The organism is Mesorhizobium escarrei (assembly GCF_935825525.1).
Lineage (GTDB): Bacteria > Pseudomonadota > Alphaproteobacteria > Rhizobiales > Rhizobiaceae > Mesorhizobium > Mesorhizobium escarrei.
The window spans coordinates 16,279-36,159 of sequence record NZ_CAKXZT010000135.1; the positions used below are offsets into that span (position 1 = coordinate 16,279).

Genomic DNA, 19,881 nt, shown 5'->3' on the forward strand with positions numbered 1-19,881 from the left:
GTCGACAACAGATGAATCAAATTTGCCGGTCAGGCGAAAACTATTCGGTTGCGGTGAGCCGCCGCCCTGCCTACGATTTCAATCAGCATTGAGGACAAAGGCAGGATGCAGCAACCCGGCCGTGCCGCAGAGATCAAGGCAATCGGGATCGGCAAGAGCTTCGGCTCGTTCCGTGCATTGGACGATCTGACGCTCGATATCGGCCGCGGTGAGTTCCTGACCCTGCTCGGACCGTCGGGTTCGGGCAAGACCACCTTCCTGATGATCCTTGCCGGTTTCGTGCAGCCGACCGACGGCCGCCTTTACAGCGACGGCGTCGATATCACCGAGCGGCCGGCCGAGCAGCGCGCCGCCGGCATGGTGTTCCAAGGCTATGCCCTGTTCCCGCATATGAGCGTCGAGGCCAACATCGCCTTCCCGCTCAAGGTTCGCAAGAAATCGGCGGCCGAGATCAAGCGACGCATCGGCGAGATGATCGAGCGCGTTGGGCTGAAGGGCCACGAGAAAAAACTGCCGTCGCAATTGTCCGGCGGCCAGCAGCAGCGCGTGGCGCTGGCCCGTGCACTGGTGTTCGAGCCGGGCGTGCTTTTGCTCGACGAGCCGTTCTCGGCGCTCGACAAGGGCTTGCGCGGCCAGATGCAGGCCGAGATGAAGCGGCTGCACCAGGAAACCGGAACCACTTTCGTCTTCGTTACCCATGACCAGAGCGAGGCACTGGCGCTGTCGTCGCGCGTCGCAATCTTCAACCACGGCAAGTTGCTGCAGGTCGGCGCGCCGGACGAGGTCTACGACCGGCCGGCCAACCGCTTCGTCGCCGAGTTCCTCGGCGAGATCAACATGCTGCCGCTGAAGGGCGTGCGCAACGCCGACAACGGCGCCACCGGCCTGTGCGAAGACCGCACCATCACCCTGCGCGGCAATGCAAGCGCTGTCGGCAGCAACGCCATCCTGGCGATCCGGCCCGAATACATGTCGATCGCGCCCGAAGCGACAGCCGGCGAGAACGGCATCGCCGCGACTGCGGTCGCCTCGACCTATCTGGGTGCAGCGACGCGGCTCGATCTCACCACGCGCCAGGGCGCCAAGGTGACGGTCTCGGTGCCGAACGAGGTCGCCGCTTCGGCACTCAGCAAGGGCAATTCCGTGTGGCTGACATGGCCTGCGGAAAAAGGTTTCCTCCTTCCGGACGGAGGACAATGACGATCGGCGTGGCGAAGCTGAAATCGCCAGGCTGGCTTTCGGGAAATATCAACGACAAAAAAGGGGAACTGACATGACAAACAATTCAGAGATGAGCGAAACCAGGAAACACTCCATCGAGACGCTGTCCGCAAGAGCGGTGCGCGGCGAGATCTCGCGCCGGCAGTTCACGCAGCTGGCTGCGCTCGTGCTGGCCGGCACGCCGATGCTGCTGCGCTCGACCGGCGCCTTCGCGCAAGCCAAGGAACTGGTGCTGGTCAATTGGGGCGGCGACGCCATCACCGCTTATGACGCGGCTTATGGCCAGGCGTTCACCAAGGAGACCGGCATCACCGTCAAGATGGACGGCTCCGGTCCGACCGAGGGCGCGATCGCCGCGCAGTTCAAGAGCGGCGCCCCGACCTGGGACCTGGTCGACGTCGATCCGTTCTCGGCGATCACGCTCGGCGCGCAGGGCATGCTGGAGCCGATCGACTATTCGATCGTCGACAAGAAGAAGATGCGCGAGGGCTTCGGCTGGGAGCACGCCGCCTCGACCTATTTCTTCTCCTATGTCATCGCCTATGATTCCGAGAAATTCGGCAGCCAGGCACCGACCGGCATGGCCGACTTCTTCGACGTGACGAAATTCCCCGGCAAGCGCTCGCTCTACAAATGGGGCGTGTCGAGCTGGGAAGCGGCACTGCTCGCCGACGGCATCGCGCCGGCCTCGCTCTACCCGCTCGACCTCAAGCGCGCGCACGACAAGATCGCCGCCTTCAAGGAAAACGTCGTGGCCTACTGGGGCGGCGGCGCCGAGAGCCAGAGCGTGCTGCTCGACGGCGAGGCTTCGATGGCGATCGTCTGGTCGACCCGAGCCTCGCTGATCGAGCAGGATTCCGGCGGCAAGATCAAGTTCATCTGGGACCAGGGCCTGATCTCGCCCGGCGCGCTCGCCGTGCTCAAGGGCAATCCCGGCGGCAAGGACGCGGCGATGAAGTTCATCGCCAGCGCCCAGGATCCGCAAAAGCAGCTGATCATGTTCGACAAGCTCGGCCAGGGCCCGGCCAATCCGGCCACCGACGCGCTGATCCCCGCCGACAAGAAGCGCATCAACCCGGTCGACCCCGAAAACATGAAGAAGCAGATCCCGCTCGACATGGAGTGGTACGCCAAGAACTACGGGGCCGCACTCGACGAATACACGAAGATCATCTCCGCCTGATAGGCCGGGATAACCGGGGCGAGATGAAAGCATATCTCTCCGACAGGATGGGCGCGGCGCTGCTGATGGCGCCGCTGCTCCTGTTCCTTGGCGCCGCCTACGCCTGGCCATTCTTCGGCGTTGTCAACTGGAGCTTCACCCTGCCCGAGCCGGGGCTCGGGCAATATGGTACGTTGCTTAGCGACCCGCTGGTGCAGTCGGTGTTTGTCCGCACGCTGCGCATCGCCGCAATCGTCACGATCGTTTCGGTTGCCGCCGCCTACGCCATCACCGTGGTGTGGGTGCGCGGCACGCCGGCGCAGCGGGTGATCGCCGAGTTCTGCATCCTGGTGCCGTTCTGGATCTCGGTGCTGACGCGCGCCTTCGGCTGGGTGGCGCTGCTTTCCAATCGCGGCCTGTTCAACACCTGGCTGCAGGCGATCGGCTTCATCTCGGAACCGCTGACGCTGGTGCGCAACGAATTCGGCGTCATCGTCGGCATGACGCATTTCCTCATCCCCTTCGCCGTGTTTCCGCTGGCGGCTTCGATGCGCAGCCTCGACGACCGCGTGCTGCTGGCGGCGCGCGGGCTCGGCTCCAGCCGCATGCGCACCTTCTGGTCGGTGTTCGTTCCGATGACCCGCTCCGGCATCATCGGCTCGGCGCTCATCGTCTTCGTCTTTTCGCTTGGCTTCTTCGTGACGCCGGCGATCCTCGGCGGCGGCCGCAGCGTGATGGTCGCCGAGCTGATCTATCTTCGCATCTTCCAGAGCCCGGATTGGGGGCTGGGGGCGGCGATCAGCGTCGTGCTGGTGCTGTTCGTCGGCGCGCTGATGGCGCTGCTGTTCCGCTATGTCAGACCGAAGCAGCTGATCTGATGCCGACCTACCGCCCGGGCCCCGTCTCGCTGATCCTCGCCGCACTGGTGGCGCTGGTCCTGCTGTTGCCGCTGCTCGCCGTCATCCCGGTGTCGCTGACGCCGACCCGCATGCTGGCGATGCCGTCCGGCGAATTGTCGCTGCGTCACTACCGGGCGCTGATCGAAGATCCGCGCTGGATCAATTCGATCCTGCTCTCGATCAGGATCGGCGTCGTCAGCAGCGCCTTTTCCACCGTGCTGGCGCTGTGCTTCAGCCTCGGTGTGTGGATGTTCCAGCCGCGCTTCACCGCCGCGCTGGTCGGCTTCGTGCTGCTGCCGATGGTGGTGCCGCCGGTGGTCTCGGCGATCACGCTCTACTTCCTGCTGACCTCGATCTCCGGCGTCAGCTCGTTCTTCGGCTACGACACCTGGCTCGGTGTCGCCATGGCGCATGCGGTGATGACAGTGCCCTTCGCCACGGTGCTGATCCTGGTGTCGCTCAGCCAGCTCGACCGGCGCATCGACCTTGCCGCGCGCGGCCTTGGCGCCACGGTGTGGGAGCGCGCCACGCGCATCATCATGCCCAACATCAAGTTCGGCATCGTCACCGCCGCCCTGCTGTCCTTCGTGCTGTCCTGGGAAGAGATCGGCGTCACCCTGTTCATCACCTCGGTCAACGCCATCACGCTGCCCAGGCTGATGTGGATGGGCCTGCGCGACAATATCGACCCGGCGATCGCAGCCCTCTCGGTGATCCTGATCATCGTCACGGTGCTGGTGCTGGCGGCGCGCAGTGCCGTGGTCAGGCTACGCGGGGGGCAGTGAGGCGCGAAGCGGAGCGCAGAGCTCTCGATACGCTGGCGGGACAGCGCCCCCCTCTGGCCTGCCCTCTTTGCCATCACTTGGCATCTCCCCCACTTGGGGGGAGATCGGCAGCTTCGGCGGGGCGCGAAGGATTGCCAACCTTTGACTTGACCTGTTTTCCAAGCTTCGGACGACGGACTTCTACCCCATGGCGTGGCGGATCGTCTTGGACAGACGGCTAAGGAACGCCGGTCTAGACGATGCGTCGAGCTTCCACGACAGCACCGCAGTCGCCATTTTCCGCGGCAACACCCCGACCGACAGGAACCAGGCGGCAAGGACGGCGCGCCGGCGCAGCGACGCGGTCATTTCGAGGCTGGCGACGGCGCCCGCCGCCCCGAGCGCCAGCCGGGAATCATTGGCCACGGGGTGCCGGCGCCTGTCCGCGCACAGCGACGCCAGCCGCTCTTCCAGGTGGACCGGATCGTGGCGGACAGCCTCTGACGGCACGATGGTGAGGCCGATCCCGGAGGCTTGATCCGACAGCGCCTGCATGCGGCGGAAATCGTGGGTTACCCGCCAGCGTGCCCGCTCAGCGAGCTTTTCACCGAACACTGAATGGTTGGCGCCGTGGATCCGGTAGGCGCCGACGCATTCGTCGATGGATTGAACGTGTCCGAACATGGGCGCCAGCGTTGCAAGGTAGCCATCGGCGCCCTGACGGAACTCCGGCTCGGGAATCGGCATGATCGATTCGAGGGTTGTTCGGTCAAAGGCCAGCCCGCTGGTCACGGTCGTCTGATAGCGGCCCTTGTGCAGAAGTTTCGGCATGACATCACCGCTGTCGAAGGGCAGTTCGGGCGGCGGAAAGACGTCCTTGATGCGTAGTCGTTCGTCGACGATATGCAGCCTGGACTGCACCTGGGCCGTTGCCGCATCCCAGGTGTCGACGATCGTCGAGACGGCAGTTGGATAAAGATAGTCGTCGGCGTCGAGGAACAGGACGATCTTGCCCGAGCTTGCCGCAAACCCGGTGTTGAACGCCGCGGCATGCCCGCCATTTTGCGCGCGCGGGCAGGTGCGAATCCTGTCCCCATATGATTCCATGATTGTCGTGGAATTGTCCTGCGATGCATCGTCGACGACGATGACTTCGACATCCGCGTAGTCCTGCTCGAGGGCGCTATCGATGCTGCGTTTGAGGAAACGCGCGTAATTGTAGTTCGGAATGATAATGGATACCGGAACCCTCGGGACAGACTGCATCGCGTTTGACCTCGCATCTTGCTTTGGTTTCGGCAGAAGCCCGCTTACGGGCCCTGCCCCCGCTTCAAGCGCCCCCTCTTCAAGTGTCCCCCCTCTTCAAGTGCCCGACGAGTTCCTGAGAGGAAAGCCTGCGCCTTCCATCAGGAGACGGGTCACGTCTCGCTTTGCGACTTCATATTGAGGCCGCCATTGCCTTCGAGGCTGCCGCCTTGGTCAAGGTTGTGGTCGGCGGCAGCAAAAAGCTCCGAAGGCTTCGGTCGGTCGCAACCGAGCCCGGCGGAAATGTCCCGCCTTCGGGTCGCGATCAGGTCGGGATCGAAGCGGGCGGGCACCTTGAAGGCATGGCGGATACTGACCGTCAAATACGGCTGGAACAAGCCCCGCACCAAGAACAAGGCTCACAAGTCTGTTACATCTGGGGCAGCGCGCAGCGGCGTTGCCTGTGGATAATCGCAGATGTTTGAGATTGGCCGCGGCTATCCCGAAGCCGGCGGCCGCCGGCTTCGGACTATGGCCATGCAGCCTGAACGGTTCAGGCGGCCTGCAGCCCCGGCAGCGACAGATCGGCTTCCTCAGGCAAGTCGCCGGCCATCGCGGCAGCGAACCTGGTCTGGTCGAGTTCCCCTTCCCAGCGCGCCACGACCACGGTCGCCACCGCATTGCCGACGAAGTTGGTCAGTGCCCGGCACTCCGACATGAAGCGGTCGACGCCGAGCATCAGCGCCATGCCGGCGACAGGCACGGTGGGAACTACCGAAAGCGTCGCAGCGAGCGTGATGAAGCCGGCGCCGGTGATGCCGGCGGCGCCCTTGGAACTCAGCATGGCGACGGCGAGCAGCAGGATCTGGTCGCCCAAGGTGAGCGGCGTGTCTGTCGCCTGGGCGATGAACAGCGCGGCCAGCGTCATGTAGATGTTGGTGCCGTCAAGGTTGAAGGAATAGCCGGTTGGAACGACCAGCCCGACCACCGATCGATTGCAGCCGGCGCGCTCCATCTTGGCCATCAGGCCCGGCAGTGCCGCTTCCGAGGACGAGGTGCCGAGCACCAGCAGCAGTTCTTCCTTGACATAGCGGATCAGCGCCAGGATCGAGAAGCCGTTGTAGCGGGCGACCGCGCCCAGCACCACCAGCACGAACAGCAGCGAGGTCAGGTAGAAGGTGCCGATCAGCATGGCGAGGTTGGCGATCGAGCCGATGCCGTATTTGCCGATGGTGAAGGCCATGGCGCCGAAAGCGCCGATCGGCGCCGCCTTCATCAGGATGGCGACGAGGCGGAAGATCGGCGTGGTCAATGCCTGCAGGAAATCGACGACCGGGCGGCCGCGATCGCCGACCGCCGCAAGAGCGAGCCCGAACAGCACCGAAAAGAACAGCACCTGCAGGATGTCGCCTTTTGCGAACGCGCCGGTGATCGTGTCGGGGATGATGTTCATCAGGAAACCGACGATGCTGGTGTCGTGCGCTTTTTCGGCGTAGGTCGCCACCTTTGTGGCGTCGAGCGTGGCTGGATCGATATGCATGCCGGCGCCCGGCTGGACGACGTTCGAGACGACAAGGCCGACGACAAGCGCCAGCGTCGAGAATGCCAGGAAGTAGATCATCGCCTTGCCGGCGACGCGGCCCACCTTCTGCAGGTCGGAAACGCCGGCGATACCGGTCGCCACCGTCAGGAAGATCACCGGCGCGATCACCATCTTCACCAGCTTGATGAAGGCGTCGCCGAACGGCTTCATCGCCTCACCGGTTTCGGGATAGAAGTGGCCGAGAAGGACGCCGGCGGCGATCGCCGCCAGCACCTGCACATAGAGATGCCGGTAGAACGGAAGTTTGCCGCGCGGCTCGGCGGCAGCGAATGCTGTCTGCATGACGTCCTCCATTGTGCTCCGATCGAAAGCTCGACCTCCCGGAGCGTTTGCATTTGACCCCCAGCAGCCTCGCGACCGCTGAAGTCATGTTTGCAACTGCCGTGCCAGACTGCGGGTAGAGAATTTCGCTTTGATTTTATTGATGATTCTCGAACTGACGGTTCGTATCGCACACACGGAAAGTGCGGAAACTCGCATAGCCGAATTGTGCTTTGTGCGAAATCATGCACAAATGGGCGATGCTGCAACGCCCCGCCGCTGTCTTGCCGTCGACGCCCGAGCAACTCGGCAGGCGAGCGCGCCGTGCCTGGTTGCTGTTTGCGGCCATCGCCCTGGCGACGGCCACGGCCGCACTTTACGGCGCCGGTCTCTATGGCCGCACCACTGAGCTCGCCACGCTGGCGGCGCAAGGCCGCACCGACGCCAATCTGAAAGTCGCATTGCTGCGCGCCGTTCTGGAAAGCCCGCGCGCCCTGCCCCTGCTTTTATCGGAAGACCAGCAGGTGCGCGACGCGCTGGCGCAGAAAAGTGCTGCTGCAATCGATGTGCTGAATCGCAAGCTTGAAGGGCTGGTCTCCGGCACCAAGGCCTCGGTGCTCTATGTCATCGCCACCGACGGGCTGGCGATCGCCTCCAGCAACTGGCGCGAGCCGATCAGCTTTGTCGGCAACGACTACCGGTTCCGCGACTATTTCTCCGCGGCGATACAATCCGGAACCGCCGAATATTTCGCGCTCGGCAATGTCAGCAAACGCCCAGGCCTCTACATCTCGCGCCGCGTCGGCGATGCTGCCGCACCGCTGGGCGTCGTCGTCGTCAAGGCGGAGTTCGATCAGCTCGAGGCCGACTGGCACGAGGTGAACCGCCCGGCCTATGTCAGCGACGAGCGTGGTATCGTCCTGATCACCAGCGTGCGGTCCTGGCGCTTCATGACGACGGCGCCGCTTGCCGCGTCTGGTCTTGCCGCCATCCAGAACAGCCAGCAGTTCGGCGATGCACCGCTGATGCCGTTGCCGATCACGCGCCCGCAGGCGCTCAGCCCGGACACATCCATCGTCCACGCGGTGACGCCCGGCGGCAGCGACGCGGAATATCTCCGGCTTTCAGCCCCGGTTCCTTCGACCCCCTGGCGGCTCGACCATCTCGTCCCGGCCGAGGCGCCGATCGCCGCCGCGGCCCGTGAAATGCGGCTCCTTGCGCTCGGCGTCTTGGTCCCGTTGCTCGGCCTTGCTGCGTATCTGTTGTGGCGCCGGCAGTCGGGACAAATGCGGATCGCCGCCGAACAGGCGGCGCGCACCGAACTCGAGCGCCGCGTCGTCGAACGAACCGAGGATCTGAGCCGTGCCCGCGACCGGCTGCAGGCCGAGATATCAGACCATCGCAGCACGGAAGCCAAGCTGCAGGTGGTGCAGCAGGATCTGGTCCAGGCCAACCGCCTCGCCATTCTTGGCCAGGTCGCCGCCGGCGTCGCCCATGAGATCAACCAGCCGGTTGCCACCATACGCGCCTATGCCGACAACGCCCGCGTCTTCCTCGACAGGAAGCAGACCGCGCCCGCCGAGGAAAACCTCGGCGCCATCGCAGCACTGACCGAGCGCATCGGCACCATCACCGAAGAATTGAAGGCCTTTGCCCGCAAGGGCCGCACCGCCGCCGAGCCTGTCGAATTGCGCGGTGTCATCGAGGGCGCCGTCGTGCTGTTGAGAAGCCGCTTTGCCGGCCGGCTCGACGCACTGGCGATCGAGCTGCCGCCACCGAGCCTCAGGGTCATGGGCAACCGGGTCCGGCTCGAACAGGTGCTGATCAACCTCTTCCAGAACGCGCTTGAAGCGCTGGATGGCCGCAACGACGCTCATGTGCGGGTTTCGGTCGAGGAGAGCGCGGACGGCGTGACGGTCGGCGTGTCCGATAACGGACCTGGCATTCCGCCAGGGATTCTCAAATCGCTGTTCACGCCGTTCAACACATCCAAGGAAAAAGGCCTCGGTCTTGGCCTTGTCATCTCGAAGGATATCGTCGCCGACTACGGCGGACGCATCGAGGTTTCGAGCGACGGCAGCGGCACCCATTTCACCATCTATCTCTTGAAAGCAGCATAGTGGCCAAGGCAGCATGACGAACGACGACGCAGCGCCGGTCATCTTGGTCGATGACGACAGCGATCTCCTCAAGGCCACTGCGCAGACGCTGGAGCTTGCCGGCTTTTCGGTCTCGGCTTTTTCGGTAGCGGCCGAGGCGCTGGCCAGGCTCGACACCGGTTTTGCCGGCGTCGTTGTGTCGGATATCCGCATGCCTCAGATTGACGGCTTGCAGCTTTTCGACCGAATCCTGCGGCTGGACGCGGACATTCCGGTCATCCTCGTCACCGGGCATGGCGACATCGCGGTTGCCGTCAAGGCGATCAAGGACGGCGCCTACGACTTCATCACAAAACCCTTCGCCGCCGACCGGCTGGTGCAGAGCGTGCGTCGCGCCGCGGAAAAGCGCCGCCTGGTGATGGAGAACCGCGCCTTGCGCGAGGCGGCCGGAGAGGCGCAGGACGGCCTGCCGCTGATCGGCCAGACGCCGGCGATGGAAAGGCTGCGCCGCACGCTGCGCCAGATCGCCGACACCGATGTCGACGTGCTGGTGACTGGCGAAACCGGTTCCGGCAAGGAAGTGGTGGCCAGCCTTTTGCATCGCTGGAGCCGCCGCGCCAAGGGCAATTTCGTAGCGCTGAATTGCGGCACGCTGCCGGAGACGGTCATCGAGAGCGAATTGTTCGGCCACGAGGCCGGCGCCTTCACCGGCGCGCAGAAGAAGCGGATCGGCCGTATCGAGCACGCCAGCGGCGGCACGCTGTTCCTCGACGAGATCGAGAGCATGCCGGTCTCGACACAGGTGCAGATGCTGCGCGTGCTGGAAATGCGCGAGGTCACCCCGCTCGGCACCAACGAAATGCGGCCAGTCGACCTGCGAGTCGTTGCGGCCGCCAAAGTCGATCTCGGCGATCCGCGCCAGCGCGGCGCTTTCCGCGAGGATCTTTATTACCGGCTCAACGTGGTGACAATTTCCATTCCGCCGCTGCGCGAGCGCCGCGACGACGTCGCCCTGCTGTTCTTCTACTTCGCCGAGCGCGCCGCCGCCCGCTTCCGGCGTCCGCTGCCCGCGGTGCCGGCCGCGGTGCACCGCCATCTGAGCGACCATGACTGGCCGGGCAATGTGCGCGAGCTCGCGCATTTCGCCGAGCGGTTTGTGCTTGGATTGGAAGAAGATGCTGGAGCGCCGTCCCCTGCCCCAGCCCAGCCGGATGCCGCCATGAAGCTGCCGGAGCGGCTGGAGCGCTACGAGGCCGACATCATCCGCGAGACGCTTGGCCGCAACAGGGGCGATGTCAGGCGCACCATCGAAGCGCTGGGGATTCCGCGCAAGACCTTTTATGACAAGCTGCAGCGCCACGGCATCGTGCGCAGCGAGTTTTCCAGATAAAGGGCCGACAGCCTCGGTCTTCTTGCGATAAGTAAATATCCATTTGCCATTTCCATGAGATGATGACCCATAGGCTGGCGGGGGTGGGCGCATGTTTCGAGGACGGCACAGTTTTTTCTGGCGGGCGCTGACGGGCGTTATCGTCTTGCTGGCAATGGCATCTTGTGCCCCGGTTGACCAAAATTTTGCGAACTGCGTTGGTCAAGCCGTCGGGACCATCCGGCAAATCGAGGCCTGCACGCAGATCATCGAGAGCGGGAGTGGACCCGCCGACAAGTTTAGCACCGCCTATTTCCTGTGCGGCAATAGCTGGGGCGTAAAGGCGGACTATGACCGTGCCATCGTCGATTTCGACAAGGCGCTCGACCTCAATCCGAACAATGCCGAATACTACTTTTACCGGGGTGTCACCTGGTCGAACAAGCACGATTTCAGCCACGCCATCGCGGATTACAACCGGGCAATCGGCCTCGCTCCCAGCGTCAGCAACTATTATAACAGCCGTGGCTTGAACTGGGCATACAAGGGGGATGATATTCGTGCCATCGCTGACTTCGATCAGGCGATCCGCCTCGAGCCCAAAAACGCCCAAGCCTATGCCAATCGGGGTCTCGCCGCGACACGCAAAAACGATTTTGATCGTGCCATCGCCGATTTCGACCAGGCGATCAGCCTCGATGCGAAACAGGGCGACGCCTACAATGGTCGAGGGGTGGCCTGGACACACAAAGGCGATTACGACCGCGCCATCGCCGACTATAGCCAAGCGATCAGCCTCAATCCCAAAACCGAATATGCCTATATGAATCGAGGCGCTGCTAGGGCCCACAAGGGCGACTATCAACAGGCAATCGCCGACTATGACGAAGCGATCAGCAATGATCCGAAGCAGGCCGAAGCCTATTATGGGCGAGGCGTAGCCCGAGCCAGCGTAAATGACAGTGACGGCGCCTTCGCCGACTATGAACAGGCAATCACGCTCGATCCGAAATTCGTAAACGCCTACAACAACCGAGGACTGCAGTTAATTGAGAAGGGCGAGTACGACCGCGCCATTACAGACTACAACCAGGCGATCAGCCTCGATCCGAAAAATGCCATCTTCTATTCCAACCGAGGTCTGGCGTGGGCCAATAAGGGCGACAATGGCCGTGCCATCGCCGACTATAACGAAGCGATCAGGCTCGATCCGAAATTTGGCGATGCCTACTACAACAGAGGCAACACCTGGACAGCAACGGGCGACAACGACCGCGCCGTTGCCGACTACAGCCAAGCAATTCGGCTCGATCCGACTAATGCCAAGATCTACAGCAACCGCGGCTTGGCCTTGTACAACAAGGAGCAATACGACCTCGCCATTGCCGATTTTGATCGGACGATCAGCATCAATCCGACGGAGCCAATCTTCTACAACAACCGAGGTATGTCCTGGTCACACAAGGGCGACGGCGACCGAGCGATCGCTGATTTTTCTCAAGCGATCGGCCTCGACCCGAAATACGCATACGCTTACCGGAATCGAGGCCTGATACGGGCCGCGAAGGGCGACTATGACCGCGCGATCGCCGACTACGATCACGCGATCAGCGCCGATGCGAAATACGCGGACGCCTACAGCAGCCGGGGCGCTGCCTTGCTAAGCAAAGGCTACTATGACGGCGCAATCACCGATCTCGATCAGGCCATCCGCATCGACCCGAAGCAGATCGACGCCCATGTGAATCGAGGCTTGGCCCGTATGCACAAGCGCGATTTCGACCAGGCCCTGGTCGATTACGACAAGGCGATCAGTCTCGATCCGAAACATGCTGGAGCCCACAACGGTCGAGGCCTCGTCTGGTTCAGCAAGGGCGAAACTGAGCGCGCTATCGCCGAATACGACAAGGCAATCGACCTCGATCCGAAACAGGCCGACGCTTACAGCAATCGAGGACTGGCCTGGAGACGCATGGGTCACGTCGACCGCGCAATGGCCGACTTCGATCAGGCTATCAGCCTCGATTCGAAAAACGCCCATGCTCATTACAATCGAGGCATGGCGTGGTCCGCCAAGGGCGACGACGATCGCGCCATGATCGATTACAACCAGGCGATCAGTCTAGATCCCAAAAACATCGATGCGTACAAGAATCGAGGACTGATTTGGGCTGCCAAGGGTGACAATGCCCGGGCCATTGCGGAATACAGCACGGTGATCCGCCTTAATCCCAAATATGTCTACGGCTACTTGGGTCGAGGTATTCTCAATTTCTATTCCGGCGGGCTTGCCAAGGCACAAGCCGATTTCGAGCAGGCAGCAAAGCTCGAGCCCGATGATATCTATGTTGCGATCTGGCTTGATGTGGCCAAACGGCGCAATGCCATGGCGGGCTATTTGCGGGAAGCGGCAAGCAAGCTCGACATGACGAAATGGCCAGCGCCGGTGGTTCACATGCTGCTTGGGGAACAGACACCAGCCGCGGTGCTGGCGGCTGCCGATGACTTGGATGTGACCACGAAAACTGGACAAGTATGTGAGGCCAATTTCTATACTGCCGAACTCAATCGGCTTCAGGGACACGACGATGAGGCCTTGCGGCTTTACAAGATCGCGGTCGGCAATTGCCCTAGGAATTTCGACGAATACCGTGCTGCCAGGCTTGCCCTGCGCGAACTCGGCATGCGGCCTTAGAGCCGAACCCTGCCAAACTAATTCAGGCCGGGACCGCGCCCATCTGCAAGGCCATCTGTAAGGAATGCATCCCGGAGGAGTTTCCGATATTCGGGGCCTGCGCTAGATTGGTTGCAACCGCAATCAGGCCGCCTCTCGCATGATTGTCCAGACCTGCATCAACGGCGCGCGCAGCGCCGATTTCCACCCGCAACTGCCGCTCGATCCTGAAGCCATGGCGCGTGACGGCGCCGCCTGCGTGGCCGCCGGTGCAGCCGAGTTGCATGTCCATGCGCGCGGGCTCGATGGCCGCGAAAGCCTTGTCCCGACGGCCATGAACCCGACCATGCTGGCGCTGCGCCGCGCCTGCCCGGGAACACTGATCGGCGTGTCGACCGGCGCCAGGATCGAGAACGACGACGAGGGCACGCTTGCCGCGATCGCCGGCTGGAGCGAATTGCCCGACTATGCCTCGGTCAATCTGAGCGAGGAAGCCGCGCCCGAGATCATGCAAACGCTGCGGCAGCGCGGCATCGGCATCGAGGCCGGGCTCGCCTCCGTCGCCGATGCCGAGCGCCTGGTCCACCTCGACCATGGCAGCCAGGTGCTGCGCATCCTGATCGAGATTTCCGAGCAGGAGTTGGACGTGGCGCTGGAAGTCGGCGACGGTGTCGCCGCCGTGCTCGACCGCGCCGGGCTGCGTCGCGCCATCCTGCTGCATGGTTCCGACGCCACGGTGTGGCCGTTCGTGCGCAGGGCGGCGGAGCGCAACTGGTCGACGCGCGTCGGGCTGGAAGACGGCAGGCAGCTTCCGGACGGCACTACGGCATCGGGTAACGCCGCGTTGACGGCTGCTGCCGTCGCGATTTTCCGGGCCGGTCGCTGATTCATCCCATAGGCTTCGGGCGCCTGGCCCAATCTTTTCGGGATACTGCGTCAGGCCACGTCCCGCAAAGTCGAACGCGGCGTCGCCGATTTCGCGGTTGCGCGATCCTCGTGAAGCGCGAAGCCCGTCGCGCCCGGATCGCCCAGTTCGGGGCGGAGTTGCATGCTCGGGATGTGGTAGTCGCCGCCATTCTGCTGCCGATACGGAATGGGCCGGGTTGTCTCGAGCGTCCGCATCCTTTCGCGCAGCCGCTCCGCGACAGGCTCGAAATCGGCCTCGCCGAAACGATCCACTCTGTAGACGACGAATGGCGGCAGCACGTCGTAGCCCGGATAGTAAAGGATCCCGTGATTGATCGGGAACAGCAGGTCGTCGATCGGGCCATTGACGCCGCGGGCGGAATAGTGCTCCTCCCAGCCGCCGGCGGTCACGATCAGCATCGCACGCTTGCCGGCGAGCGTTCCCTCGCCAAAGCGATCACCCCACCGCTTGTCGCTGTGTTCGCCAACACCATAGGCGAAGCCGTAAGCGAACACCCGGTCGACCCAGCCCTTGAGGATCGCCGGCATAGCGTACCACCACAGCGGGAACTGGAGGATCAGCGTGTCGGCCCACAGCAGCTTGTCGATTTCCGCTTTAACGTCACCGGTCAGAGTGTTGGTCGCAAAAGCTTTTTTGGATGCCCCAGCCGGCAGGAAGCGTACTTCGGGCGGCCACGACGGAAAGTCGGCACGGTCCACCTCGGATTTCCAGCCATCGGCATAGAGGTCTGATATCAGCACCTCGTGGCCCTCGGCCTCGAGTTCCCTGATGGCGACGTCACGCAATGCGCCATTGAGCGAACGCAGTTCAGGATGAGCAAAAACAAGCAGGACTTTCATGGGTCAACTCCTAAGAAGGACAATGAACGCTGAAGGTAGCCAGCCCCGGGGTGATCCGCTATGCCTAGGCAATGCATATGATTATGCCGAATAATGGATAGATCTGACGTCACCCTCGAGCGCATGCGCAGCTTCGTTCGCGTCGCCGAGCGCGGCAGCCTATCGGCGGTGGCGCGCGAGTTCGGAGTCGGGCAGTCGACGGTCACACGGCATCTGCGCGAACTCGAAGACGCCGTCGGCGTGCCCTTGCTCAGCAGGACCACCCGGCGTGTCACGATGACCGATGAAGGCAGCCGTTACTATGCCGACAGCGTCCAGATCCTGCGCCTCGTTGAGCAGGCCGGCGACGAGGCGCGGGGCACGCGCGGCGCGTCGGCCGGCACGATCCGGATATCCTGCACGGCAGCGCTCGGGGTCTTGCACGTCAGCCGGCTGATCTTCGCCTTTCAGGACCGCTATCCTGACATCGGGATCGATCTCAGCCTCGCCGACGAGCGCATCAACCTCGTGCGGGAGGGCGTCGACATCGCGCTTCGCCTCGGTCCGCTCACCGACAGCTCGATGAAACTGCGAGCGCTCGGCCAGTCCCGGCGTCTGCTGGTGGCGGCGCCCGCCTATCTGGCGGCGCGGGGCAGGCCGGCTGTCCCACAGGATCTGCCTGGCCATGAAGGCATCCGGATGTCGAACATCGCGGGAAGCGACACGCTCGCCCTGCAGGGGCCGGGCGGCGAACGCCATGCGGTGCCCTTTGGCGGTCGATTTCGGGTCGACCATGGGCTTGCCGCACGCGAAGCCCTCGTCGCCGGGCGCGGTATCGCCCCTGCCCATCACTGGCTTGTCGACGATCTCCTCGCCGCCGGCCGGCTGGAAGTGATCCTGCCGGGCTACGCCCCGCCTCCCATTCCGCTCAGCATGCTGATCGTCCCGGAGCGCGCGGGCATTGCCAGGGTCCGGCTGCTGGTCGATTTTCTCGCCGAGCGGATCGGCGGCATTCCGGGGATCGAGAAGCCGCGTTAGCCGGCATGCCCTCGGTCAACTGCGGCACCGGCAACGCCTCATCGCGTATCCGCATGGGCTCTCAGTTCCGCCCTCTTCTGGTCCGACACAACGGCGAGGTCGAGCACCTTCTGCAATTCGGCCGCGTGGCGGAACGACGGCTCGGCCTGGACCCCGTTGCGCACCGCATCGACGAAGCGCTGGTAGTTGGTCGGCACCGTTCCGGCATCGAGAACCTGCCATTTTGCGTTCTCGATGTCCTCGCCCATGCACGCTTTCAGTTCCGAGTTGGTCAGATTGTGCACGACCTCGATACCACCCTTGTCGCCATAGATGCGCAGCCGCAATTCGTTGAGATGACCGGTTGCCCAGCGGCTGGCATGGACGACGCCGAAGGCGCCGTTGCTGAAATCCAGCGCCATGGTGAAACTGTCATTGGCGTCGAGCTCGTACTCGCCGATCCGGTTGCCGGGCGCCTTGTCGAAGGACCTGAGGCGACAGAATACGTGCTCGATGTCGAGCGCCGCGCCATAGCTGGCGAAATCGAGGATATGGATACCGACATCGCCCAGCACGCCGTTGGAGCCATGGCCGCGCGACAGCCGCCACAGCCATTTCGGATCGCTGCGCCAGTCGCCCCAGAATTTGGAAACCAGCCAGCTCTGCAGATAGGATGCCTCGACATGCCTGACCGTGCCGATCTCGCCGGCCAGCACCATGGCGCGCGCCCTCTGCAGCGGGGCGACGTTGCGATAGGTCAGGTTGACCATGTTGATTATGCCGGCCTGCTCGGCGGCATCGGCCATTTCACTGGCCCGCTGGTAATTTTCGGCCAGCGGTTTTTCGCACAGCACCGGCTTGCCCGCCGCGATCAGCATCATGGTCGTCGGATGGTGGATGCGGTCTGGCGTCACATTCGCCACCGCGTCGAACTTGTCCCATGCGAGCGCGTCTTCCAGCGACGCGAACCGGTTGGGAATTCCGTAGCTGTCCGAAAACTTGTCGACACGCGCGCGGTCGAGATCGACGGCGCCGATCAGTTCGACGCCCTCGATCTTGCTGAACTGCCTGGCGTGCTCTTCCGCCATCCAGCCGGTGCCGAGTATCAAAAGGCGCATGATTCTTATCCTTAGGATGATGCCTTATCTTCTTGTTCTATCGTGGATTTCCCGAACCGAAGGTTCGCGACAGCGGTCTAGCGAAACCCGGCCTCGCCTTCGGCATGGAGTTTTCCGCCGCGCTCGACGACCGGCTCGAGCGCCTTTTCCACCGGCACGTTCGGCGCGTCGAGGATTGCTGGATGCGAGCCCTGCGGGTTTTGCGCCCATTTCACCGCATTGCGCAGCACCTTTTGGACATTCGCGTCGTGATAGGTCGGGTAGGTTTCGTGACCTGGCCTGAAATAGAAGATGTTGCCGGCGCCGCGGCGATAGGTCAGCCCCGACCGGAACACTTCGCCGCCCTGGAACCAGGAGATGAACACCGTTTCCAGCGGTTCCGGCACGGCGAACTGCTCGCCATACATCTCCTCGTTCTCGAGTTCGAAATACTCGCCGATCCCGGCAGCAATCGGGTGGTTAGGGCTCGTCACCCAGAGCCGCTCGCGCTCGCCGGCCTCGCGCCATTTCAGCGTGCAGGGCGTGCCCATCAGCTGCTTGAAGATCTTCGAGAAATGGGCGGAATGAAGCACGATCAGCCCCATGCCTTGCCAGACGCGGCGCGCCACGCGCTCGACGACTTCGTCGGCGACGGCGCCATGATCCTTGTGTCCCCACCACACGAGCACATCGGTTTGCGCCAAACGGTCGGCCGGCAGGCCATGCTCCGGCTGCTCCAGCGTCGCCCACGATACGGAGATTTCGGGGTCGCGCCTCAGCGCATTGGCGATCGTTGCGTGCATGCCCTCGGGGTAGATCCCCGCCACCACCTCATTGGTCCGCTCATGGATATTCTCGCCCCAAACGACAGCGCGTATAGTCATGACATCCTCTTGATTGGTTGAACCGCCGCCCGGTTGAAACAGTCATAGTATCCTCGGCCGGGAATGAAAACGGTTTCGAGGTCGGCTGCTGACAATTGGGTGGAATTCCGGCGATGTCGGCGGGACAGCGCCCCCCTCTGTCCTGCCGGACAGAGGAGGGCGCGAAGGATCGCTACAGAACGGCTTATTTCTACGCTGCAGATGGTCAGGCGTCGCGCCGTTCCGACGCGACCTGCATCAGCGACTTGGCTAGCCGCGCACGACGAGGCGTTTGATCTTGCCCTTCTTGTAGGCGGCGAGGAAGCGGGCGTAGTCCTTGAAGACGACGCAGCCATTCGACTCCGCGCGGCCGCCGCGCAGCAGATAGGTGTGCGCAAGAAAGCCGTCGCGGCCATATTTATTTTTGCCATCGACGGGATTGAGACGCAGCGCCTCGACCCCATGGAAGCGCGATTCGCGCAGGCTCAAATCATAAGTGTGCGGCGGCGTCGGGCCGCCATTCCTCCGGTTGGCGTAGCGCGGCTGGTCGACCATCGAACCCAGTCCCGAGTGCGCCTCGAGCCGCGAGCCGTCCGGCATGTAGACGGTTTTCGCTGAGATGTCGTAGACGGCGACGCCGCTGCCGGGCCTGGTGAACAGGTTGCGGAAGGCCCCGCCGCCGCCCGCCGGGCTGTCGGGTTTGGCATAGGCCAGCATGTCCTGGACCTTCGACCGCTTGGCCGGCTTGCCCGGGCTGCCCTGCATGCCCGGGCTGCCCTGCATGCCCTGGTTGGCTTGCATGCTTGGTATCGCCGCCGGTGATGAACTCCTCGGTGACAAGGCTGGCGCCCGGGGCGTATCGACCTGCGGAGCGTCGGCGGTCTGCACCTTGCTGGCTTTGGATGGCTGAGACCCGGCCTTGGCGGCCTTCGATGCCTGGACCTTGGGCGCTTTGGCGTTGGGTGCCTTGACCTCGGGCGCCTCGTCTGACTGATTGATTTCCGCCTGCGGACGCCATGTCGGCAAGGGAACGCTGTCGTGCATCTCGTCCTGCGGCGGCAGCGACGCCATCTGCACCTCGCCCTGTTGCGGGGCAGCAGGATCGGCCGTCGTCGCCTGCGGCAGCACGTCGATCATCCCTTCCGGCAATGCATTGGCCAGCGCCAGCGCCAGACGGGAGGATCGTTCGATCTCAGCGATCTCCGGCCCGAAGCGCACCGGGGCTGGGCCGTTCTGATCGGGCAGGCGCGCCGGCTCCGCAAAGCGCTGGCCCGTCGGCACGATGACGAGCGCAAACGGCGCGGCCCCGCCGGAGGCGCGGGCAAGGGCAGCAGCAAGCTTTTGCGGCGATAGCGCCGCTTTCGCCACCACGCTGTCGAAGCGCGCTTGCGGCGAGATTTCTGCGACAACCGGCACGGTTTTAGACTTAACTGACGGCTTGAGACGCGCCAGCTTGCCTTCATGCACGAAGCTCGCGGCGGCGTGGGCGCAGCCGGCATCACATCGGCTGAGCAGTGACGCCTGACGCTGCCGGCCGGCCGCCGGCGGCGCCGGTGAATTGGCCCGTGAATTGGGAAGTGAATTGGCCTGTGAATTGGCAAGTGTGTGTCGGGGATCGGCGAGCGCCATGGAGCGCGGCGCGAGCAGGTTTTGTGGAAGACTGTTGGAGGCGGCGGTAAGCGAAGTTCCCACCGAATGGAGGCCGGCCACGGTCGCCACCGACCACAGCGCGATCGCAGCGCCAACAACGGGAATCTTGACCCAGCGCAGGCCGGGCCTCATCGAAGTCAATCCACTATCAGGATTGTCACCCCGGTTTTTCAAACGCACAAACGCCATGCAACAAACCTCAATCGGCCTT

General features: G+C 63.5%; 16 protein-coding genes. 9 read left to right on the forward strand and 7 right to left on the reverse strand.

From position 1 onward, the window contains the following. Positions 1-105 precede the first annotated feature (105 nt). The 4 genes from NMG80_RS20000 to NMG80_RS20015 all read left to right on the forward strand — a co-directional run bounded on the left by NMG80_RS20000 (position 106) and on the right by NMG80_RS20015 (position 4,067). Complete coding sequence (locus NMG80_RS20000) at positions 106-1,200, forward strand: ABC transporter ATP-binding protein (RefSeq protein ID WP_254019689.1); 1,095 nt, start codon at positions 106-108, stop codon at positions 1,198-1,200. A gap of 91 nt (positions 1,201-1,291) precedes the next feature. Beyond that, a complete protein-coding gene (locus NMG80_RS20005; RefSeq protein ID WP_254019783.1) occupies positions 1,292-2,404 on the forward strand; it encodes an ABC transporter substrate-binding protein in 1,113 nt (370 codons plus the stop codon). Between the two features lie 23 nt (positions 2,405-2,427). Next, positions 2,428-3,261 (forward strand): ABC transporter permease, encoded by an 834-nt coding sequence (locus NMG80_RS20010; RefSeq protein WP_254019690.1) that lies wholly within the window; start codon positions 2,428-2,430, stop codon positions 3,259-3,261. Beyond that, positions 3,261-4,067 (forward strand): ABC transporter permease, encoded by an 807-nt coding sequence (locus NMG80_RS20015; RefSeq protein WP_254019691.1) that lies wholly within the window; start codon positions 3,261-3,263, stop codon positions 4,065-4,067. The genes NMG80_RS20010 and NMG80_RS20015 overlap by 1 nt, the downstream gene beginning before the upstream one ends. Positions 4,068-4,247: 180 nt before the next feature. Here the strand turns inward: NMG80_RS20015 and NMG80_RS20020 are convergent, their stop codons facing one another. From NMG80_RS20020 to NMG80_RS20030, 3 genes are all read right to left on the reverse strand, one after another. Then, the gene (locus tag NMG80_RS20020) at positions 4,248-5,312 is read right to left on the reverse strand and encodes a glycosyltransferase family 2 protein (RefSeq protein WP_254019692.1); all 1,065 of its coding nucleotides are present in this window, start codon (positions 5,310-5,312) and stop codon (positions 4,248-4,250) included. Positions 5,313-5,464: 152 nt separating this feature from the next. Then, positions 5,465-5,698, reverse strand: coding sequence for a hypothetical protein (locus tag NMG80_RS20025; protein WP_436798641.1), 234 nt, complete (start codon positions 5,696-5,698; stop codon positions 5,465-5,467). Between the two features lie 146 nt (positions 5,699-5,844). Continuing rightward, a complete protein-coding gene (locus NMG80_RS20030) occupies positions 5,845-7,176 on the reverse strand; it encodes a dicarboxylate/amino acid:cation symporter (RefSeq protein ID WP_254019694.1) in 1,332 nt (443 codons plus the stop codon). Between the two features lie 224 nt (positions 7,177-7,400). Between NMG80_RS20030 and NMG80_RS20035 the strand changes: the two genes are divergently transcribed. The 4 genes from NMG80_RS20035 to NMG80_RS20050 all read left to right on the forward strand — a co-directional run bounded on the left by NMG80_RS20035 (position 7,401) and on the right by NMG80_RS20050 (position 14,183). Next, on the forward strand, positions 7,401-9,275 hold the full coding sequence (locus NMG80_RS20035) for a sensor histidine kinase (protein ID WP_254019695.1): 1,875 nt from the start codon (positions 7,401-7,403) through the stop codon (positions 9,273-9,275). A gap of 13 nt (positions 9,276-9,288) precedes the next feature. After that, positions 9,289-10,644 (forward strand): sigma-54-dependent transcriptional regulator, encoded by a 1,356-nt coding sequence (locus tag NMG80_RS20040; protein WP_254019696.1) that lies wholly within the window; start codon positions 9,289-9,291, stop codon positions 10,642-10,644. 91 nt (positions 10,645-10,735) lie between these two features. After that, positions 10,736-13,318, forward strand: coding sequence for a tetratricopeptide repeat protein (locus tag NMG80_RS20045; protein ID WP_254019697.1), 2,583 nt, complete (start codon positions 10,736-10,738; stop codon positions 13,316-13,318). A gap of 139 nt (positions 13,319-13,457) precedes the next feature. Then, a complete protein-coding gene (locus tag NMG80_RS20050) occupies positions 13,458-14,183 on the forward strand; it encodes a 3-keto-5-aminohexanoate cleavage protein (protein ID WP_254019698.1) in 726 nt (241 codons plus the stop codon). 50 nt (positions 14,184-14,233) lie between these two features. Here the strand turns inward: NMG80_RS20050 and NMG80_RS20055 are convergent, their stop codons facing one another. Beyond that, the gene (locus NMG80_RS20055; RefSeq protein WP_254019699.1) at positions 14,234-15,064 is read right to left on the reverse strand and encodes an NAD(P)H-dependent oxidoreductase; all 831 of its coding nucleotides are present in this window, start codon (positions 15,062-15,064) and stop codon (positions 14,234-14,236) included. A 93-nt stretch (positions 15,065-15,157) separates the two neighbouring features. On the opposite strand from NMG80_RS20055, the gene NMG80_RS20060 reads away from it, so the two are divergent. After that, positions 15,158-16,081 (forward strand): LysR family transcriptional regulator, encoded by a 924-nt coding sequence (locus NMG80_RS20060; protein ID WP_254019700.1) that lies wholly within the window; start codon positions 15,158-15,160, stop codon positions 16,079-16,081. Between the two features lie 38 nt (positions 16,082-16,119). Here the strand turns inward: NMG80_RS20060 and NMG80_RS20065 are convergent, their stop codons facing one another. The 3 genes from NMG80_RS20065 to NMG80_RS20075 all read right to left on the reverse strand — a co-directional run bounded on the left by NMG80_RS20065 (position 16,120) and on the right by NMG80_RS20075 (position 19,802). Further along, positions 16,120-17,178, reverse strand: a complete 1,059-nt coding sequence (locus NMG80_RS20065; protein WP_254019701.1) for a Gfo/Idh/MocA family protein — start codon at positions 17,176-17,178, stop codon at positions 16,120-16,122. Between the two features lie 77 nt (positions 17,179-17,255). After that, positions 17,256-18,041 carry a ThuA domain-containing protein gene (locus NMG80_RS20070; RefSeq protein ID WP_254019702.1) on the reverse strand — a complete coding sequence of 262 codons (786 nt, stop codon included), beginning with the start codon at positions 18,039-18,041 and terminating at the stop codon, positions 17,256-17,258. Positions 18,042-18,290: 249 nt separating this feature from the next. Beyond that, complete coding sequence (locus NMG80_RS20075; protein ID WP_254019703.1) at positions 18,291-19,802, reverse strand: tlde1 domain-containing protein; 1,512 nt, start codon at positions 19,800-19,802, stop codon at positions 18,291-18,293. Positions 19,803-19,881: the final 79 nt, after the last annotated feature.